The organism is Microvirga yunnanensis (genome assembly GCF_025460875.1).
The window spans coordinates 34494-54857 of record NZ_JAMXFI010000028.1 but is presented as its reverse complement, the minus strand read 5'-3'; the positions used below and the strand labels follow the sequence as shown (position 1 = coordinate 54857).

The window sequence follows — 20364 nt, the reverse complement described above, 5'->3', positions numbered from 1 at the left end:
GCCTTCATAGGATAAGCCCATGACAAACGAACCGGGAGGACGATGACCTATGGCCAATAACCGCTACCACAAGGACCGCATCGGCAATCACAAGCTGCGCCCTGAGACCCTCATGCTGGGCTACGGATACGACCCGACCCTGTCGGAGGGCGCCGTGAAGCCCCCGGTCTTTCTCACCTCCACCTTCGTGTTCAACAGCGCCGAGCACGGCAAGGAGTTCTTCGATTACGTGGCGGGCCGCCGCGAGCCCCCGCAGGGCGAGGCCGCGGGGCTCGTCTATTCGCGCTTCAACCACCCCAATTCCGAGATCGTCGAGGACCGGCTCGCCATCTTCGAGGAGGCGGAGGCCGGCCTCCTGTTCTCCTCCGGCATGTCGGCCATCTCCACGACGATCCTGGCCTTCGCCCGGCCGGGCGACGTGATCCTTCACTCCCAGCCCCTCTACGGCGGCACCGAGACCCTGATCGCCAAGACTTTGGCCAACATGAACATCGGGTCCATCGGTTTCGGCGACGGCGTGGACGAGGCCGGCATCCGCGCGGCCGCGAAGGAAGCTCAAGCCAAGGGCCGGGTCTCAGTCATCATGATCGAAACGCCCTCCAACCCGCTCAACACGCTGGTGGACATCGCCCTGATCAAGAAGATCGCCGACGAGATCGGCGCGAGCCAGGGGCATCGCCCGGTGATCGTCTGCGACAACACCCTGCTCGGCCCCCTGTTCCAGAAGCCGCTCAAGGACGGGGCCGACATCTCGGTCTATTCTCTGACGAAATACGTGGGCGGCCATTCCGACCTGATCGCCGGCGCGGCGCTCGGATCCAAGGAACTGATGAAGACGGTGCGTCTGCTGCGCTCGGCCATCGGCACCCAGCTCGACCCCCATTCCTGCTGGATGATCGGGCGCTCGCTGGAAACGCTCGCCCTGCGCATGAGCGCGGCGAACCGGAACGCTGAAATCGTGGCGCAGTTCCTGCACGAGCACCCCGGTGTGGTGAAGGTGCACCATCTCGCCTATCTGCCCGCGGGCTCGCGGGCCAGAGAGGTCTATGAGGCCCAGTCCGACGCCCCCGGCTCGACCTTCTCTTTCGATGTCAAGGGCGGCGAGGCGGAGGCCTTCCGGGTGCTCAACGCGCTCCAGGTGTTCAAGCTCGCGGTGAGCCTCGGGGGCACCGAGTCGCTGATCTCGCACCCGGCCTCCACGACCCATTCCGGCGTGCCGAAGGCGACCCGGGATCGCCTCGGCGTTTCCGACGCCACGATCCGCGTCTCCATCGGGATCGAGCATCCGGACGACCTCGTGGCCGATCTGGCGCAGGCGCTGGCGACCCTGGATTAGCCATCGCCACCGACCCTATCGGGATCCCCGGCCACGCCGATCGGCATGGAAACCCCATGCGCTCATGTCGCGCCCACCATGCCGCCGGGCGCGGCATTAACCCCTTGCGCATCACTTGGACCTAGAAGGACAATATCTCTGACCGGAAGGAAGCAATGGCCGCTGCGATAGACCTGCACGCCTATCAGGAACCCATTCTTTTTCTGGCAACGGCAGGCATCGTCGTCCCCCTGTTTCACCGGCTCAAGGTCAGCCCGGTCCTGGGGTTCCTCGCGGCAGGCGCGTTGCTGGGTCCCTATGGGCTGGGGCGGCTCATGCCGAGCTATCCCTGGGTCGACTGGCTGACCTTCACGGACCCGGAGGGGACCTCCCGGTTGGCCGAGTTCGGCGTGGTCTTCCTCCTGTTCACCATCGGGATCGAGCTGTCCTGGCAGCGTCTGCGCCTCCTGCGACGCATGGTCTTCGGGTTCGGGACGCTTCAGGTCGTGCTCTGCACCCTCGCCTTGAGCCTGTTCGCGTACAAGAGCGTCGCCACCGTGACGGCCGCCGCCATCATCGGCATCGCCCTGGCCCTCTCCTCCACGGCCATCGTCCTGCCGGTCCTCGCGGAACAGAAGCGTCTCAATACCTCGCCGGGACGCGCGAGCTTCTCCGCCTTGCTCTTCCAGGACCTGGCCGTGGCGCCGATCCTGCTCACCATCGCGGTGCTGGACGTCCGGCAACCGGAGGTGACCACCCTGACCCTGGTCACGTCGCTCCTCCAGGCGGCGCTGGCGCTGGCCGTCATCGTGGTGCTCGGACGCATCGTCCTGCGACCGTTCTTCCAGATGGTGTCGACGACGAAGAGCCCCGAATTGTTCATGGCCGCCTGCCTGCTGGTGGTGCTGGTCACGAGCCTGGTCGCCGCCGCAAGCGGCCTGTCGATGGCGCTCGGCGCCTTCATTGCCGGCATCCTCCTGTCGGAAACCGAGTACCGGCGGGCCGTCGACACGACGATCCAGCCCTTCAAGGGCCTCCTGCTCGGCGTCTTCTTCGTCTCGGTCGGCATGAACCTGGACGTCGTCCGGTTTCTGGAGGCGCCGCTGACGATCCTGGGGATCGCCACTCTGGTGATCACCGTCAAGAGCGTCATCATCTTCTGGCTGAGCCGCCCCTTCGGGCTCAATGCGGCCGAGGCCGCCGAGACCGGGCTGCTGCTCGGCCCCGGCGGCGAGTTCGCGCTGGTCATCCTCGGCAGCGCGATGGCGGCCGGGCTCGTCCCGGGCGAAGCCGGCCAGAGCCTCCTCATCGTGACCACGCTTACCATGGTGGCGATTCCCTTCTTCGCCCGGCTGGGACGCCGCCTGAGCCGCCGGCTGGAGAAGAAGCGCGCCCTCGACCCGGCGATTACGGTTCCACCCCCGCCCGAGGAGCCCGGGCGTGTCATTGTGGCCGGCTATGGCCGGGTCGGCCAGCTCGTCGGCGACATGCTCCAGCGGCACAAGGTGCCCTACCTCGCCATCGACCTCGACCCGGCCCGCGTGGCCGAACAGCGCCGGGCCGGCAAGCCGGTCTATTTCGGGGACGGATCCTATCCCGAGTTCCTGCGCGCCTGCGGCATCGAGCAGGCACGGGCCCTCGTCATCACCCTCGATACGCCGAGCGCCATCGGGGCGGTGGTCGCGGCCGCCCGGCAGGAGCGGCAGGACATCACCATCGTGTCCCGGGCTCGCGACGACAAGCACGCCGCTCAGCTCTACGATCTCGGCGTCGACGATGCGGTGCCCGAGACCATCGAGGCCTCCCTGCAGCTGAGCGAGGCGGTCCTGACGGATATCGGCGTTCCGATGGGGTTGGTCATTGCCTCGATCCATGAGCGGCGCGACGAATTCCGCGAAGTTCTCAAGAAGAAGAACACCCGCAACCCGGAGCGCATCGAATTCAGGGCACGTCGGACGGTTGGAAAGTGAGGGCCCGGTCCGTGCGCCGGATTGGCCTTGACCTTCCTCCCCATTGCCGGACACTGGCCCGATGTTCCTGACCTTCTTCACTGAGCTGCGCGCGGCCAAGGTGCCGGTTTCCTTTCGGGAATACCTGTCCCTGCTGGAGGCGCTCGACCGTGACCTCGCGGAGAAGAGCGTTGAGGAATTCTACTACCTCTCCCGGACCTGCCTGGTGAAGGATGAGCGGCATTTCGACCGGTTCGACCAGGTGTTCGCCCAGGTATTCAAGGGCCTCGAGAGCATGGGCCATGCGCTCGACGCGAGCGGCATCCCCGAGGAATGGCTGCGCAAGCTCGCGGAGCGCTACCTCACGGAGGAGGAGAAAAAGCAGATCGAGGCCGTGGGCTGGGACAAGCTCTGGGACAACCTCAAGGAGCGCCTGAAGGAGCAGAAGGGCCGCCACCAGGGTGGCAACAAGTGGATCGGAACCGCCGGCACCTCCCCTTACGGCGCCTACGGCTACAACCCGGAGGGCATCCGCATCGGCCAGGACAAGAACCGCAACTTCCGTGCCGTGAAAGTGTGGGACAGGCGCGAGTTCAAGGATTTCGACGACAGCGTGGAGCTCGGCGTCCGCAACATGCGCATCGCCCTGCGCCGTCTGCGCCGTTTCGCCCGGACCGGCTCGGCCGAGGAGCTGGATCTGGACGGGACGATCCACGAGACGGCTCACAAGGGCTATCTCGAGGTGCGTCTGCGCCCCGAGCGCCGCAATGCCGTGAAGGTTCTGCTCTTCCTCGATGTCGGGGGGTCCATGGACTGGCATGTGGAGGCCGCCGAGGAGCTGTTCTCGGCCGCGCGCCTCGAGTTCAAGCACTTCGAGCACTTCTACTTCCACAACTGCGTCTACGAGAACCTCTGGAAGGACAATCGCCGGCGCTTCGACGAGGTGATCCCCACCCTCGACGTGATCCGCACCTACCCGTCCGATTACCGGGTGGTCTTCGTGGGCGACGCTTCCATGAGTCCCTACGAGGTCACCCATCCCGGCGGCTCGGTGGAGCACTGGAACGAGGAGCCCGGCCAAGCCTGGATCCGGCGCATTCTCGACCATTTCCCGAAAGCCGTGTGGCTCAACCCGGTGCCGCAGCCGCACTGGGGCTACACGCAATCCCTCACCCTGATCCGGCAGCTCTTTGCGGAGCGCATGTACCCGCTCACTCTCGAAGGCATCGACCACGCGATGCGGGAACTGGTCCGCTAGCGCATCGGACGGAAAAGTGGACCACGCTAGACCCTCGGAGGCAGAGCCGGTCGGGTTTGCGGAACGGATGCTGCGCCGCTAGAGCTGGTTCCACGTGAATGGAAGCAGCTCTCTTCTTTGCCTGGCCGCATTTTCTGACGGTGAACCGGATCCGCTTCACCGAAAAATGCTCTAAGAAGCCTCATGACCCAGACCTATACCCACAGCCCCAAGCCCTTCGGCGGGCCGATCTCCTTCACTCTCATGGGCGAGAAGCTCACCGTGGACTCGGGCCGCAAGGTGCATGAGGTCCAGCTCGGGGCCGTCAGCACCGTTCGCATGACGTTCGAGCCCGGCCGGCTGGCGCAGAAATCGTTCCGCACCAAGGTCGTCATGAGGGACGGCAAGTCCTTCACATTCAACTCGCTCGACTGGAAGAGCCTGGTGGAGGCCCGGGAGCTGACCCGGGAGTACCGCGCCTTCGCCCAATCCCTCTGCGAGGCCATTGCCCGGGCAAACCCCCGGGCGAGATTCGTGGCCGGGAAGCCCTTGGGGCTCTGGCTGCCCACCTCGGCGCTTGCCATCGCGTCGCTCCTCGCCATGGCCTATCTGATCTGGCAGGCTCTGCGCATGGGCGCGACAGGGGTCGCGCTGCTGGGAGCGCTGTTCGCGGTCATGGGGGTCTGGCAGATCGAGCCGATGATCAGGCTCAACAAGCCCCGCCCGTTCCGCGCCGGGGCATTGCCGGCGGAGCTCCTGCCGAAGGCTCCTTGAACGAGGGGCAATCCGCAACCTCTGTGATCTCTCCGCGTCATCACCGGCCCAGGGCCGGCCATGCCGTGGAGGGTGGCACCAGCCGGGTGTCTCATCCTCCCACGTCATCACCGGGCTTGTCCCGGTGATCCCGCTTGTCTGGAACGCCGCGCCCTTCCGATCGGGATGGCCGGCGAGAGGTGGGTCATGACTGGCCGGCCATGACGTGCGGAGGGTATCATCGCCGGGCCTGTCCCGGTGACCTCGATCGAAACACCGCCGAGCGCAATCTGCGGACGAAAGCGGGCCACGCTCGTGGCCCTTCGGGTCCGCACTCAACGATGCGCTAGCGCATCGTGCAGAAAAGTGGACTCGGTTTTCGCTTGCGGCCCGCTGGGTCCGCCCCGAACGATGCGCCGCTTAAGGAAGTGAGCATCGGATCCGATCCCAAAAGTGGGTCCACTTTTCACGTCCGATGCTCTAGGCTCGCACCACCAGCACCGAGCACCGGGCATGGCGCACGACCGTGGCGGCATTGGATCCGAGCAGGTAAGTCGCCATGGTCGGCCGATGCGAGCCGATGACGACGAGGTCAGCCCCGGTCTTTTCGGCCTCGTCCAGCACTTCGTTGTAAACGGAGCCGAGCCGGACCACGGCGGAGACGCGCTCCGCCGGGAGCGCCACCTTGGCGGCTAGGTCCGCCAGTCGCTTCTCCGCCTCGCCCTGCTGCTCCTCGTCGAAGGTCGGCGGCATGAACTCCATGTAGGTCACCGGGACGATGGCGCGCACATAGATCAGGCGCAGAGTGCCGCCCGAAGCCGTCGCAAGCTCCACCGCCTTGTCGATGGCGGGCTGCGCCGCTTCCACTTCCCCGAGGTCGACAGGCACCAGGATCGTCTTGAACATCGGCTTATCTCCGGATCAACCTTGGCGGGTCGGCGTGTGAACGACCAGTCCGTCGAGCTCGGGCCTGACGCGGATCTGGCATGACAGCCGCGAGTTGGGACGCACATCGTAGGCGAAGTCGAGCATGTCCTCCTCCATGGGCTGAGGCTGGCCTGTCGCAGCCTCCCACTCCTCTGCGACATAGACATGACACGTGGCACAGGAGCAGGCTCCCCCGCATTCTGCCTCGATCCCGGGAATGCCATTGCGGATGGCCGTTTCCATGACGGTTGCGCCCTCCTCCGCCTCCACGGTGCGGGCCGTGCCTTCGGAATCGATGAACGTAATATTGATCATTGCGGACCTCTGCTTGTCGGCGCATACTTATGACAGACTGCGCCGGAAGACGAGAGACGCATACGAAACCTGCCGTCTTTTCGCCGCAATTTTCCCCGGTAGAGCAGGTTACTAAGCCGTTAACGACGTTCATAAATGGCAGGGGACATCGGGTTCCCTTGTTTCAGATCGGCCGCTAGACTTGCTTGGTAAATGACAGATTACCGTGCGGAATTCCCAAGACAGGATCCCGCACCGGTTGGAGCCAGGCATTCACCTCGTCGTTGTAGGGAGTGAAGGCGGCTTCAACCATCATCAGTTGCGTCACGAGGGCGGATCATGGCGACCGAGAACAAGAAAATGAAGGACCCGGCCGAGGCAGCCTTGTCGGCTGTCGAGCAGGCGCTCAATCTTGAAGAGACTTTCGTGATCCACACACCGGAGCGCTCGGGCGGCAAGTCGTACGAGGAGCCGAAGCTGCCCGATATCGACGATCACGACTTCACCAAGGGTCCGTTCGGTCTCGGTTCCGATTCCCTGTCCGCCCAGGCAGACGACCACGACCCCAGGCTCGACGACATGGCCCGCTCCGGCTTCATCGCCCCCGACCGGAACTCCGTGGCCAATGACGACCGCCAGAACGTCGGCGTGATGCTGCAGGCCCTTCAGATCCGCCCCTCCCGCCGCGCTTACTGGATGGCCGCCCTCGCCACCCTGCTCTGGCTCGGGGGCGTCGGAGCCTTCGTCTATACGCAGGGCATTACGACTCCCGAACAACTGCTCGCCGCCTTCTCGACCTCGCAGCTGGCCCTCGCCGCCGTCGGGCTCGTGGCACCCGTCTTCCTGTTCTTCATCGCGGCGATGCTCACCGTCCGCTCGCAGGAGATGAAGATGGTGGCCCGCGCGGTCGGCGAAGTCGCCGTGCGTCTGGCCCAGCCCGAGAACTTCTCGACCGACGCGGTTCTCTCGGTCTCGCAGGCCGTGCGCCGCGAGGTCGCGGCGGTCGGTGACGGGGTCGAGCGGGCTCTCGCCCGCGCCGGCGAACTCGAAACCCTCGTGCGCAGCGAGATCTCGACGCTGGAGCGCGCCTATTCCGACAACGAGATCCGCATTCGCTCGCTCATCGACGAGCTCGTGGCGCAGCGCGAGGCCATCGTGTCGAACGCGGAGCGCGTGCGCGGCTCGATCACGGGGGTGCACCAGACCCTCATTCAGGATCTTGACGGCGCCAGCGAGCGCGTCGTGGCGGCCGTCAGCGGCGCCGGCGACAAGGTCACTGCCTCGCTGGAACAGCAGGGCGATCACATCACCCAGGCCCTCGGCCGCGCCGGGGAGCGCGTCGTCGAGGAAATGGCAAGCCGCGGCGTCGAGCTGGTGGAACGCCTCTCGGGCTCGAGCGAAGAGATCAAGAACGGCATCTCCGAAGTCGGCACCATCATCACGGGCGCGCTCGAGAGCAAGGCTCAGGACATCACGGGCGCCTTCGAGCGCACCGGCGATCTCCTGACCCGTCACCTCCAGGAAGGCGCGAGCCAGGTCACCCGCACGCTCGCGGAAACCGGCCGCGGCGTGATCGACGCGCTCGCCCAGCAGGGCAACGACGTGCGCGAGGCCTTCGAGTCGACGGCCCGCACCCTGGAAGACAGCTTCGCCCAGCGCGGCAGCGAGATCACGGAGAGGCTCGCAGCCACCGGCGGCGTGATTGCCGACGACATCTCGGCCCGTACCGCGGAAATGCGGGACCAGATCGCCGCCGCCGGCTCCGCCGTGGGCGAGGAGATCGCGACCCGCGGCGTGCAGGTCCGCGAGCAGCTCGCCGCCACCGGATCCGGCGTGGTCGAGGAGATCGTTCTGCGTGGCAACGAGTTCCGGGAGCGCCTGGCGACGACCGCAGCCGACGTGACCCGTGAGATCGACCAGCGCGGCGCCGAGGTGCGCGAGCAGCTCGAGAGCGCGGTGCGCCTTGCCGACGAATCCATCGGAACCCGCGTGGAGGATCTCGCCAATCGCCTGGAGACGGCGAGCCAGCGGGTCAGCGAGTCCGTGACCGTCCAGGGTCAAGCCCTGGAGACCAGCCTCGCTCAGGCCGGCGAGCGCGTCTCGCTGCTCATGGGCAATCAGGTCGAGGAATTCCGCACATCCTTCGAGTCGCGAGGGGAGGAATTCGCGCAGGCCCTTTCCCGCCACACCGACGAAGCGCATACCCGCCTGGCCACGACTGCCAAGGACATCGTTCTCGCCATCGCGTCCCAGGGGTCGCGCGTCAACGACGTGCTCAACCGCACCGCGGAAACCCTCTCCGCGACGGTCGATACCCGCACCCGCGAGATGGAAGAAACCCTGGGCTCGCGTCTCACTGCCTTCGAGGGCGTCATGGCCCGCGGCGGCGAGATGGCCGAGCGCATGTCCCGGGACGTGGGCAGCCTGACGGAGACGATCAGCGGCCGCTTCGAAGAAATGGACCGTCTCATCACCGTGCAGGGCCGCACCGTGGCCGAGTCCTTCGCCGAGCGCGCCCGCGAGGCGACGACCGCGATCGAGACCCAGCTTGCGGCTCTCGAGGAGCATGCCACCCGCCGCACATCGGAGATCGCGGTCAACTTCGACACCATCGTCGAGCGGGTCGATACGGTTCTCGGTGCCCGCTCCAGCGCCCTCAACGAGGCTCTTGTCATCCGCACCGGCGAAATGGCTCGTGTCATGGCCGAGGGCGGGCGCGACGTGGCGACCGCCCTTCAGGCACGCGTCGACGAGATCAGTCAGGCGATTGCCGCCAAGACCAATTCGATCGCCGATACCCTGGCGTCGAAGGCTGAACAGATCGGCGAGTCGCTGGATGGCCGCATCGCCACGATCAACGAGGTTCTCGGCACGCGCGCCGACGAGATCACGGCGACCCTCGGCACCCGCGCATTCGAGATCAACCAGACCCTCGGGAGCCGCGCGGAAGAGATCGCCAACGCCCTCAACCAGAGCGTCGCGATGCTCGAAGACCGGGTCGTCAACCGTCTCAGCGGCGTCGCCGAGACCATCGACGAGCGCGGACAGGCCGTTCTCGGCTCCTTGACCGGCCGCATCGACGAGATTCGCTCCCTCTTCGACACCCAGGGCATGTCCCTGGTCGAGAATCTCGGCACCCATGGCGACCTCATCGGCCGCGAAGTCGCAGCCATCAGCGAAGCCACCCTGCGCACCCTCGAAGAACGCAGCACCACCCTGCTCTCCTCCCTCCAGGAGCGCACGATGGAGATGACCGCCTCCTACGCGCAATCGACGGAGGCCATGCGCACCGCCATCGACGAAGGCACTCAGCAGAGTGTCCAGACCCTCGCCGGCACCAGCGACCGCCTGCGGGGCGAACTCACCGATGTGCTCGGCCGCCTGCAGGATGCCAATCGCCTGCTCCAGCAGGTTGCGGCCTCGGCCAGCAGCAATCTCGGCGCCGTCGAGGACGGGTTGGCCGGGCGGGTCCAGCACATCGAGTCGCTCCTCTCGGAAATCGCCACCCAGACGGGCCGTGCCTCCGACCAGGTGGCCGATCAGGTAGACGCGCTGCGCAATGTGTCCTCCGGGGCCATCCAGCAGGCGCTGGACCTGGCCCGGAGCCTCGAGGAGCGCGGCCGCGCGCTCACCGACACCACCCAGGATCAGGTGCGTACCCTCACCGAGGCGACGAGCGCTCTGGAGCGCGTCGAGGCGCGCATGAGCGAGGCCCTGTCCAGCCGCCAGCAGTCCCTGGACGAGCTCCTCGCCCGGATCACGGACCGTTCGCAGGAACTCGAAGCCGTCAACCGGTCCTTCACGAGTCTGATGGAGGGTTCTCTCGAGAACGCCGATGCCAAGGCCCGGCAGCTCGGTTCGGTTCTTGCCGCAGCCGCGGAGACGACGACGAACGCCATCGGCGAGCAGTTCGAGCGCATCCGCGCCACCACGGGCGAGGAAAGCACGCGCACGGCGGCCGCCCTGCGCACCAGCTACGAACAGGCGGCGGCCGAGATGACCGAGGCGCTGACCAGCGCCACCGCCAGGTTCCGCGATACCATGGGCGAACTCCGCGGCATGACGGGCCAGATCCAGCGGGAGCTGGAAGCCACCCGCGCGGAACTCCGCCGCGGCGTCGTCGAGCTGCCGCAGGAGACGCAAGAGGCGAGCGCCAACATGCGTCGCGTCGTCGCCGATCAGATCAAGGCACTCAACGAGCTGTCGGCTCTCGTGTCGCGCTCGAACCGCCTCGTCGATGCCGCCCCGGCTCCTCAGCCCCGCAAGGCGGCCGTCAACGAGACGCCGGTTGCCGCCACCATGGCGGCAGTCGCGGCCGCGGTCGAGCAGCGCATCGCGCAGACGCCGGCTCCCGGCCCGACGATCGCCCGGCAGGCCGAGCCTAAGCCTCCGGCCGCTCCGGCTCCAAGCCCTGCTGCCGCAAGCCCCGCTCCGGCCCCAAACCCCGCTCCTGCGCCGGTCCGCCAGGCGCAGCCGGCCGAGCGCCCGGCCCCCCGGCGGGACCAGGTGCCGGCCCGTGATGCGGGCGGCCGCGGCGGCTGGCTCTCGGACCTTCTCAACCGGGCCTCCCGCGACGATGACGTGGAACCGGCCCGCGCGCCGGCCAAGACCGAACGCGGCCGCACGGGCAGCCTTGAGTCCCTCGACTCGATCTCGGTGGATATCGCCCGGATGATCGATCACGAGGCCGCCGTCGAACTGTGGGACCGTTACCGTCGCGGCGAGAGCAACGTGTTCACCCGCCGTCTCTATACCCTGCAGGGTCAGCAGACCTTCGACGAGATCCGCCATAAGTACCGTCGGGATGAGGAATTCCGGCAGACGGTGGATCGGTATGTCGAGGAGTTCGAGCGGCTTCTGTCCGAAGTGTCCCGCGACGATCGCGACTCCATGCTGACGAAGACCTATCTCACGTCGGAAACCGGCAAGGTCTACACCATGCTGGCCCACGCAAGCGGGCGGTTCGAGTAGGAACTTTCAAAGCCGATCAGATGCGAAACGCGGCCTTCGGGCCGCGTTTCTGCTTTGCGGGCTTTAGAGCATCGGACGGAAAAGTGGCCCCGGTTTTCCGTCCTGACCGATGCTCTCATTCAAGAGGAAAGCATCGGATGGATCCCAAAAGTGCAAGTCCACTTTTGGGTCCGATGCTTTAGGGTTCTTGCTGGTGCCGTTGCGGCAAATCGAAGGGAGTTCGGTGCCTGTATCCGGCTCGACCACCGGCGTCGGGCTGCCCCGCCCAGGGGGATGGGAAGAAACGTTCGGTCGTGTGAGGGGTCCGACCCGACCTTGTTCTCAATCGAAGGTGTAGCGGACGCCGACGCGCACCTCGTGGGCGCCGATCGACTCCATCTCCAGTCCGGCACCGTTGTCAAAGGTGCGGGTTTTCACGTCACCCAAACTCACATAACGGTATCCGAGATCGAATGGGACATTCGACGACAACTGGTATCCGACACCGGCCATCAATGCCCAGGCCAGACTGAAGTTGTCGCCGCCGGCGATCGATTGCGAGTCGCCGACCCCGGTCTGCGGATCGTCGATCGTCAGCACCTGGTCAGAGAGAACGTTGTGGGCCACGCCGATGCCGGCGCCGACATAAGGCGTCACGCCCATCACCGGTCTGAAGTCCAGATAGCCGTTGGCCATGATCGTCGAGGATTGGAACCGACCGGAATCCGCAAGGGACGTCGTGCCGGGACCAGGGGCCAGCACGGCACCTTTGAACCGGGCGTCAAACGTGTGATCCAGCGTCATCTCCGCCCGGACATTGGCATTGAAGCGGTATCCGACCCCCGCGCCGACAACAGCGGCAGGGTCCAACCTTTCACGGCTGAGGTCACCGGTGACAGGCTGGGTTGCAACGTCCGCCTCCGGATGTTTGTACCCGACATAGCCCAGGGTCCCTCGCAGATACCAGCCGCGGGAGGTCTCCCGATAACCGCTCATTGCCGGGGAAGGCACAAAGACGCGGGAGAGGTCGGCAGCCGAGGCAGCGGAACCTGCTGCGGCGAAAAGGCCAAGGACGGCCGCAATCTTGATGAATTGCATAGGGGATCTTCTTCACACGGCAAGCCACACGGACTGACGAGAACCCTCGGCAGTATCGTTATTATGTGTCTACAGCCTGAAGAAAACGTTAACCTTGAATCGCCGCATCGTGAGCCGCGACCTGACGAAGCCGAAACCCATCGACGCATACGGTCGTTGCAAGCTTTCACAGCTGCAAGTCGGCCGGACTCGTCAGTGTTCGCCGCCGGCGCAACCTCAACACTGCGCGCTTCATGAAGACGAGAGCATCGGACGTGAAACGTGGATTCACGTCCGATGCTCCACTCTTGGCTGGCGCATCGTTCGGGGCGGGCCCGGAGGGCCGCCTCAGCGGCCCGCTTTGGTCCGCAGGATGCGCTCCGCGGTCGTCCGATCGCCTTCACCGGACAGCCTCGGTGATGACGGGGAGAAGGTGGCATGGGCCGGCACTGACACCCGCCACGTCATGGCCGGCCTTGTGCCGGCCATCCCGATTGCCCGATGCTCACATCCTGAAGGGGCGCATCGTTCGGGTCCCGAGCGTGGTCCGCTCGCGTCCGCACGATGCGCTCCCCCCTCGGCGAGCAGTGCCGGGACAGTCCGGACGGATCGATGTCCTTGCGGCTTGGCAATAACAGCTATGCAATTTCGCAAGATGCGAGAGAAGTCTCGCTACGGAAGAGGCTCCCAAGCCGGCAATTCGTCATCAAAGGAATTTTTGCCTTACCGACCAGATAAACCTATGTAAACAATGAAGTTTTATCGGCCAGCGCCTCGTATCGGGCCATCAATGCTGGTGATCGGGCGCGATCTTTGTAACTCTTGTTCCAGGAGCTTCCCGCGGACGACCTTAGCAACTCGTCCATGTCCACGGTGCGTTCCCTATAATCCGCTCTTTGTTTCCCGCCTACGGAATTATAACACTATATCATTCTACAGCGCATTGACCTGACCCGCGCGTCTGTCTGGAATCCTTCGCAACCGGGCTCACGTCCTTGCTCGAATCGCGACCGAAACGATACATCAGCATTGGAGAAGGCCATGCGTATAGGCCAGCGGGTCGACAAGGTAACGAAGGCCTACCTCAACGGCGGCAGCGCTACGGCCCCGACATCTCTGTCCATCGATCTCCCGCCCCTGAACGCGCCTTCTCCGGACGGTTCGGCTCCCCCGCAATAGGATGCGGAGCCGCAAGTCCGCGCAAGACCACGACCGGACTACCGGATCTGGGCTCCCAAGACCTGGAGCCCAGATCCGGTTTTGAATGGCGGCCGGATCGGTCAGCTCGGGACTTTGTCCTTGTCGGGCGCCTGCGACTGGCTGCCGACTTCGCCGGGCTCCTCACGTCGGGGCAGCGGGCTTGAACTCACCCACCGCACGATGTCGAGCATGACGATCGACAGGGCCTCGTCGAGAGCGCGGGCGGCATTCGGCGCGTCCACGGCGCTGGCCGGGACGCTGGCGCGGAAGATGCGGCCGTTGACGATGCGACCGTTCTGATCGCTGACGATCTTCACGGATATCTCGGCCACGGCCATGTTGTCCGGAGTGGCGATCTCGAACCGGCGCAGCTCCGAGACGAGCTGAACGTCCGCGACGGCGCCGCTGCTCGGCCTCGAGACGCCCCGGAGCTGGGAAGCGTTCTCGAAGGTGTTGATCAGGCGGGTCTGGATCAGCCGCGGGAGATTGTCCGCCCATTGGCCTCCGCCGATGAACGACACGGAGCCGCTGGCATCCTTCACGAGGATCTGCTGGGTCGAGAGCGCCTGCAGGGCCGCAGGTTCGTTGACCAGGACCTGAACGCCTGCCGCGCCCCGGATTCGGGAGGTCGGCGCCGACAGGTCGAACGTGGCCGGCGCCGGCCCTGACGAGCAGGCGCCGGTCAAGGCGGCCAGAACCAACGCCGGGGCAAGGCCCCGAAGCAGGCAGGCTCGATTGTTCAGGGGGGTTAACACGGAGGATCCACGCATACTGGTTACTTAACGGCGTCCACTATACTCGGGGAGATTCGAACGGCCACCGAAAAGAAACTGCTGTGGATTACGCTCGATGCTCCTGACGGCGCGGCTGATGTCCCCCAGGGTGCGACGCCCCTCGACCGCCAGAGCCTCGTATTCCCTCAGGCCCGATTCCGTGAAGCGGTTGACGCCACCGAGAATGCCCTGGATGCCTTCGGTCCGGGTGTTGAGGTCGTTGGCGAGGTCACGCACGGCCACGGCCGCCGAGCGGATCTCGTCGAAGGCCCCCTTCCCGGCCTCCCCGGACGCCGAGCCGAGGAACTTCTCGGCCCCGGCCAGAACGGCATCGATCTTGTCGGCGGACTTGTTGAGCTTCTCGGTGATCGAGCGCGCCTCCTGGATGGCCTTGTCGATGTCGGGGCTGCGACGGCTCAGGGTCTGGGTGAAGGTGTCCACGTTCTCGACCGTACGGCCGATCTTGGCCGGGTCGACCGCCTTGGCGATCTCGGCGATCTCCGCCACGGCCGAATCGAGCTTCGGGGCGGTCTCGTTGAGACGGTCGATCAGGCTCGCCGCGTCCTTGAGCGCCTCGCTCACGACCTGGCGGTTCTCCCCGAGGGCCGCGGTGAAGTTGTCGACGTTCTCGACGATGCGGGAAACGCGCTGGCCGTCGATGGAATTGGCCACCTCTTCGACCTTGTCCACGGTGCGCCCGACCTTCGCCGGATCGATGGCCTTCGCGATGTTCGAGATATCTCCGACGGCGCTGTCGAGCTTCGGGGCGGTCTCGTTGAGACGGGCCACGAGGCTGTCCGCATTGCGCAAGGTGTTGGTGATGGCCTGCCGGTTCTCGCCCAGGGACTGGGAGAAGCCCTCGACGTTCTCGACGATGCGGGTCACGCGCTGCGGATCGACGGCGCGCACCACCGCGTCGACATTGGTCGCCAGGGTCTCGAGCTTCTCGGCCAGAGGCCCGACCTTCTCGGCCGCCTGACCGATCTGGGCCAGGAAGCGGTCGATGCCCTCCGAGTTCTCGCCCAGAGCCTGGGAGAAGCGCTCCACGTTCTGGATCGTCCGGCTGATGGCCCCCTCGTTGTCGGAGACGACCCGCCCGACCCGCTCCAGGACGTCGTCGGCCCGGCGCGCGATGTTGCGCGCCGTCTCGATCAGATCCTGGAAGTCCGAGCGGTCGGCGAAGATCGTCGGCATGGGCTGGCCGGGACCGGCCACGAGCGGCGGGGCGCCCGGTTCGCCGCCGGACAGGCCCACATTCGCCACGCCGGTCAGGCCCTGGTATTCCAGGCGGGCGCGGGTGTCGGACCGGATCGGCGTATTGCTGTTGACCGTCGCGATGGCGACCACGCGGCGGGGATCCTCCGGCAGGAGGTCCAGGCCCGTCACCTCGCCGACGCGCAGGCCGTTGAAGGACACGCTGGACCCTTGTGAGAGCCCGGAGACCGAGCCGGAAAACACGATGCGGATGCTCTGGCGCGCCTGCCCCCGCTCGCCTCCGGAGAACCAGTAGACGAAGCCGAAGGCGGCTGCGATCACCGCCAGGGTGAAAAGGCCGATCAAGGCGTAGTTTGCACGCGTTTCCATCGTTACCCTTACGCGCCGCCGGCCATGACCGCGCGTGCCCGTTTCCCATGAAAATAAGAGCGAAGCCACGGGTGATCCGATTCCAGCATCACCTCGATGGGACCCTCGGCAAGAATTTTTCCCTCGCCGAGAGCCGCTATCCGGTCGCAGACCGAATAGAGACTGTCCAGGTCATGGGTTACCATGAATACGGTCAGGCCTAAAGTCCGCTGTAACGTCGCAATCAGGTCGTCGAACTCGCCTGCTCCGATGGGGTCCAGCCCCGATGTCGGCTCGTCGAGGAAAACGATCTCAGGGTCGAGGGCCAGCGCCCTCGCCAGGGCGGCGCGCTTGATCATGCCGCCGGACAGCTCGGAGGGCAGCTTGTCGGCCGCGTCGGGGTTCAGCCCCACCATCTCGATCTTGAGCATGGCCAGTTCGTCGAGCAGCCGGTCCGACAGGTGCAGATATTCCCGCATCGGGACCTGGATGTTCTGCTTCACGGTCAGGGCCGAGAACAGCGCACCCTGCTGGAACAGCACGCCCCAATGCCGCTCGAGCTGGCGGCGTTCCTCGGGCGACAGGTCGTCGAGGTTCTGACCCAGCACCTGGATGGTGCCAGCCCGCTTGGGCACGAGCCCGAGGATGGCCCGTGTGAGGACCGACTTGCCCTGGCCCGAACCGCCGACGAAGCCCAGGATCTCGCCGCGGTAGACGTCGAGATCGAGCCCCTTGAGGATCGTTCTCTCTCCGAAGCCGACTTCGACCCCCCGGGCGCTGATGATCACGTCGCGGTTCTTGGTCGGGTCGGAGGGGCGCCGTTCGAGCATCATGTCAGTAATTTATCGCTGCGAAGAACATGGCGAAGACGCCATCGAGCACGATGACCATGAAGATGGCCTTCACCACGGAGGACGTCACGTGACGCCCGAGGGACTCGGCCGAGCCCTCGACCGCCAGGCCCTCCAGGGTGGCGATGATCCCGATCACCAGCGCCATGAAGGGGGCCTTGATCATGCCGACCAGGAAGGTGTTCAGGCTGACCGCGGCCCGGAGGCGGTTCAGGAAGATGTCCGGGCTGATATCGCCATAGACCCAGGTGGTCAGTCCGCCGCCGACGAGCGCCGCGATCGACGCGATGAAGGTGAGGAGCGGAAGCCCGATCACCAGCGCCATGATTCGCGGCACGATGAGAACCTCGATGGGATCGAGGCCCATGACCCGCAGGGCGTCGATCTCCTCCCGCATCTTCATGGAGCCGATCTCGGCCGTGAACGCGGATCCGGAGCGGCCCGCGACCATGATCGAGGTCAGAAGGACTCCCAGCTCGCGCAAGACCAGGATGCCGATGAGGTCGATGACGAAAGGGGTCGCCCCGAACTTCACGAGCTGGAAAATGCCCTGCTGCGAGACGATGCAGCCGACCAGGAACGAGATCAGCACGATGATCGGAACGCCCCGATAGGCGATCTGCTCCAGCTGGTTGATCACCGCCGTCCCGCGGAAGCGGCGGGGATGGACGATCACGCGGATCAGCGCGGCAATGAGCTCGCCCAGGAACCCGACGCCGCCGACCATGTCCCGGCCGGCGCCGGCGACGCTCCGCCCCACATCGACGAGGAAGTCGACCACCCGGGAATGCCGTGGCTTCGACGGGCCCTGGAAGTCGCGGAAGGCCGCTTCGTCCAGCAGGATCTTCTGCTCCGGCGTGGCATTGGCGAAATCGACCTGTCCCTTGCCGGACATTTCGTGGCGCGTGCGGTTGAGCGTCCAGGCGCCGAGGGTATCGAGACGCTCGACGCCGCTCAGGTCGAGGACGAGGGGAAAGGCTTCCGCGTCCGTTTCGATCTCCTGGACCAGGGATTCGACCGTCTGGGCATGAGGCGCCGTCCACGGACCGGAGAGCCGGGCCGTCGTCTGCCCCCCGGCGCGGTCGATTGCGACTTCCGGCTTTCGAGCCAAGGTGCCCTGCGCCACGATCATCCCTTCGGCATTGATTCCGCTTGGTGATAGCGTGTCATTGCGCCACAAGTCGAGACGAAGTTAAGCAGAGATCGAAGAGAATGCGCACCCTCACCGTATCCATCGACCGATTCCCGATTGCCGGAACATTCACGATCGCCCGCGGCTCTCGCACGGAAGCCGTGGTGGTCACCGCGACGATCGCCGAGAACGGGGCGGTCGGCCATGGGGAATGCGTGCCCTACCCCCGCTACGGCGAGACGGTCGAGGGTGTGGCGGCAGCCATCGAGGCCATCCGGCCGCAGATCGAGGCGGGACTGAGCCGGGAGGCGCTGCAGGGCCTCATGCCGCCGGGCGCGGCGCGCAACGCGGTCGATTGCGCTCTCTGGGACCTGGACGCGAAGCGCTCCGGAATCCGCGCCCACCTGACCGCCGGGCTGACCCGATGGCCGCCGGCGACCACGGCCTACACGATCAGCCTCGGCTCGCCCGAGAGCATGGCGGAAGCCGCCGCCAAAGCGGCCGACCGGCCGATCCTCAAGGTGAAGTTCGGCGCGCCCGACGGCGATATCGACCGGATCAGGGCCGTCCGCCGGGCGGCGCCCCAGGCCACCCTGATCGCCGACGCCAACGAGGGCTGGACCGAGGAGAACCTGGAGCGACACCTCGCGGCCTGTGCCGACGAGGGCTATGCCCTGGTGGAACAGCCTCTGCCTGCCAAAGCCGACGGGCATCTCGGCCGGATCTCGCGCCCCGTCCCGATCCTGGCCGACGAGAGCGTCCATGACCGGGCGAGCCTCGACCGGCTCGTCGGCCTCTACGAGGTCGTCAACATCAAGCTCGACAAGACGGGCGGCCTGACGGAAGCCCTGGCGCTCGCCGACGCCGCGGAGGCCAGAGGCTTCTCCCTCATGATCGGCTGCATGGTCGGCACCTCGCTCGCCATGGCGCCGGCCCTGGTTCTCGCGCCGCGCGCGCGCTTCGTCGATCTCGACGGTCCTCTCCTCCTCGCGAAGGACCGGGAGCCGGGCCTGCGCTACGAGGGCAGCATCGTCTATCCGCCGGAGCCGGCCCTCTGGGGCTGACCCCTTTGGAGGCGGACCACGACCAGCATCAGGATGAGCCCGATGGCGCCCAAGGGCGCCATCGCGGCGAAGACGCCGGCCCCCGCCTGGCTGTAGATCATGCCGCTGACGATCGTCGAGGCCGCAATCGCAAGAGCCGTCAGGGAGCCGTAGATTCCCTGCGCCCGCCCCCTCGCCTGCATGGGCGCCATCGCCGCCAGGGCCGCCATGGTGCCGATATGGGTAGCCGCGAAGGACAGGCTGTGCATGGTCTGCAGCACGACCGTGACCTCCGCCCCGGGCCCCAGGGACATGATGCTGAACCGGACAACCGCGGCGGCCGATCCCAGCAGGATCAGGCCGATGCCCGACGTTCGGCCGACATGGCGCCCGAGATAGAGGAAGACCAGGATCTCGGCGATCACGCCGGCGGCCCAGAAATAGCCGATGACCGCGTCGGAGAAGCCGGCGGAGCGCCAGTAGATGCTGGCGAAGGCGTTGAGCGCCCCATGGCTCGCCTGCGTGGCGGCTCCTGCGATCAGCACCAGCCACAGGATCCGCGGGAGCTTGGCCGGAGCTGTCACGTGCGGCGGGCCGCTGGGGCCGGCGGGTTCGGGAACCTCCTTCGGGACGGCCATGAGCGTGGCCGAGAGCCCCAGGACCGGAATGAGTGTCAGGGCGACGATCACGACGTCCGGACCGAAGGCGCCGACCAGATATCCGCTCACGATGCTGGCGATGAAGAACGCGACCGAACCGGCGCCCCTGATCCGGCCATAGTTCAACCCCGGATGGCGCTGGACCGCGTTGGTCGAGACGAGATCGTTGCCCGGGATGACGCAGGATTGCGCGACCGCCACGAGGGCCACCAGGACCATGATCAGGGCCGCATTGTCGACCAGCAGGAACAGCGGAAAGCCGATCAGCTGGCCGAGATGGCTGGCCAGAAGCAGCCGCCTTGCCCCGAACGACCGGTCCGCCAGGCTCAGGAGCGGCGCGGTCGCCAGGATCCGTACGATGATCGGGATGGCCACCACGAGCCCGATGACGGTCGGGGACAGCGCCTTGCTCTGCAACCACAGGGGAAAGAACGGGAGGTAGATTCCGTGGCTGGTGAAGCTGGCGGCCTGCAACGCGCCCAGGCGGAGTTCGAGAGCTTTCAGCGGATGCATCAGGACAATGGTCTTCTGAGGTCTGTCAACGGAGCGAAAGGAGCAAGAACGCGGTGCAAGACTACCCCTGAAGGCCTTGCAGGGGTTGAGCTTGCGAGCGCTTTGCGCACATCTGTTGGGGACAGGAA

General features: G+C 66.1%; 15 protein-coding genes. 7 read left to right on the top strand and 8 right to left on the bottom strand.

Annotated features, from left to right (window positions below; translation table 11 throughout):
- Positions 1–49: 49 nt before the first annotated feature.
- The 4 genes from NF876_RS15815 (at position 50) to NF876_RS15800 (ending at position 5275) form a co-directional block, all read left to right on the top strand.
- Entirely contained in the window at positions 50–1336 is a 1287-nt protein-coding gene (locus NF876_RS15815; RefSeq protein WP_262269752.1) for a cystathionine gamma-synthase family protein, read from the top strand.
- 155 nt (positions 1337–1491) lie between these two features.
- Positions 1492–3285 (top strand): cation:proton antiporter domain-containing protein, encoded by a 1794-nt coding sequence (locus NF876_RS15810; RefSeq protein ID WP_262269751.1) that lies wholly within the window; start codon positions 1492–1494, stop codon positions 3283–3285.
- Positions 3286–3346: 61 nt separating this feature from the next.
- Complete coding sequence (locus NF876_RS15805) at positions 3347–4522, top strand: vWA domain-containing protein (RefSeq protein ID WP_262269750.1); 1176 nt, start codon at positions 3347–3349, stop codon at positions 4520–4522.
- 183 nt (positions 4523–4705) lie between these two features.
- The gene (locus NF876_RS15800) at positions 4706–5275 is read left to right on the top strand and encodes a hypothetical protein (RefSeq protein ID WP_262269749.1); all 570 of its coding nucleotides are present in this window, start codon (positions 4706–4708) and stop codon (positions 5273–5275) included.
- A gap of 459 nt (positions 5276–5734) precedes the next feature.
- Here the strand turns inward: NF876_RS15800 and NF876_RS15795 are convergent, their stop codons facing one another.
- Positions 5735–6160, bottom strand: coding sequence for a universal stress protein (locus NF876_RS15795; protein ID WP_262269748.1), 426 nt, complete (start codon positions 6158–6160; stop codon positions 5735–5737).
- Positions 6161–6175: 15 nt separating this feature from the next.
- Positions 6176–6496, bottom strand: coding sequence for a 2Fe-2S iron-sulfur cluster-binding protein (locus tag NF876_RS15790; RefSeq protein WP_262269747.1), 321 nt, complete (start codon positions 6494–6496; stop codon positions 6176–6178).
- Positions 6497–6814: 318 nt separating this feature from the next.
- On the opposite strand from NF876_RS15790, the gene NF876_RS15785 reads away from it, so the two are divergent.
- Positions 6815–11446 (top strand): apolipoprotein A-IV repeat region-like domain-containing protein, encoded by a 4632-nt coding sequence (locus tag NF876_RS15785; RefSeq protein WP_262269746.1) that lies wholly within the window; start codon positions 6815–6817, stop codon positions 11444–11446.
- Positions 11447–11767: 321 nt separating this feature from the next.
- Here the strand turns inward: NF876_RS15785 and NF876_RS15780 are convergent, their stop codons facing one another.
- The gene (locus NF876_RS15780; RefSeq protein ID WP_262269745.1) at positions 11768–12523 is read right to left on the bottom strand and encodes an outer membrane protein; all 756 of its coding nucleotides are present in this window, start codon (positions 12521–12523) and stop codon (positions 11768–11770) included.
- A gap of 1020 nt (positions 12524–13543) precedes the next feature.
- Here NF876_RS15780 and NF876_RS15775 point away from each other — a divergent pair.
- The gene (locus NF876_RS15775; RefSeq protein ID WP_262269744.1) at positions 13544–13681 is read left to right on the top strand and encodes a hypothetical protein; all 138 of its coding nucleotides are present in this window, start codon (positions 13544–13546) and stop codon (positions 13679–13681) included.
- A 101-nt stretch (positions 13682–13782) separates the two neighbouring features.
- On the opposite strand, the gene NF876_RS15770 is transcribed toward NF876_RS15775, so the two are convergent.
- The 4 genes from NF876_RS15770 to NF876_RS15755 are packed head-to-tail and all read right to left on the bottom strand — an operon-like array spanning position 13783 to position 18021.
- Complete coding sequence (locus tag NF876_RS15770; protein WP_262269743.1) at positions 13783–14457, bottom strand: ABC-type transport auxiliary lipoprotein family protein; 675 nt, start codon at positions 14455–14457, stop codon at positions 13783–13785.
- A 24-nt stretch (positions 14458–14481) separates the two neighbouring features.
- Positions 14482–16059, bottom strand: a complete 1578-nt coding sequence (locus tag NF876_RS15765) for an MlaD family protein (protein WP_262269742.1) — start codon at positions 16057–16059, stop codon at positions 14482–14484.
- 8 nt (positions 16060–16067) lie between these two features.
- Positions 16068–16871, bottom strand: a complete 804-nt coding sequence (locus NF876_RS15760; RefSeq protein WP_262269741.1) for an ABC transporter ATP-binding protein — start codon at positions 16869–16871, stop codon at positions 16068–16070.
- A gap of 1 nt (position 16872) precedes the next feature.
- Positions 16873–18021, bottom strand: coding sequence for an ABC transporter permease (locus tag NF876_RS15755; RefSeq protein WP_262269740.1), 1149 nt, complete (start codon positions 18019–18021; stop codon positions 16873–16875).
- A gap of 80 nt (positions 18022–18101) precedes the next feature.
- Between NF876_RS15755 and dgcA the strand changes: the two genes are divergently transcribed.
- The gene (gene dgcA / locus NF876_RS15750; protein ID WP_262269739.1) at positions 18102–19085 is read left to right on the top strand and encodes an N-acetyl-D-Glu racemase DgcA; all 984 of its coding nucleotides are present in this window, start codon (positions 18102–18104) and stop codon (positions 19083–19085) included.
- Here dgcA and NF876_RS15745 read toward each other — a convergent pair.
- Entirely contained in the window at positions 19055–20236 is a 1182-nt protein-coding gene (locus tag NF876_RS15745; protein ID WP_262269738.1) for an MFS transporter, read from the bottom strand. The genes dgcA and NF876_RS15745 overlap by 31 nt on opposite strands.
- Positions 20237–20364 lie beyond the last annotated feature (128 nt).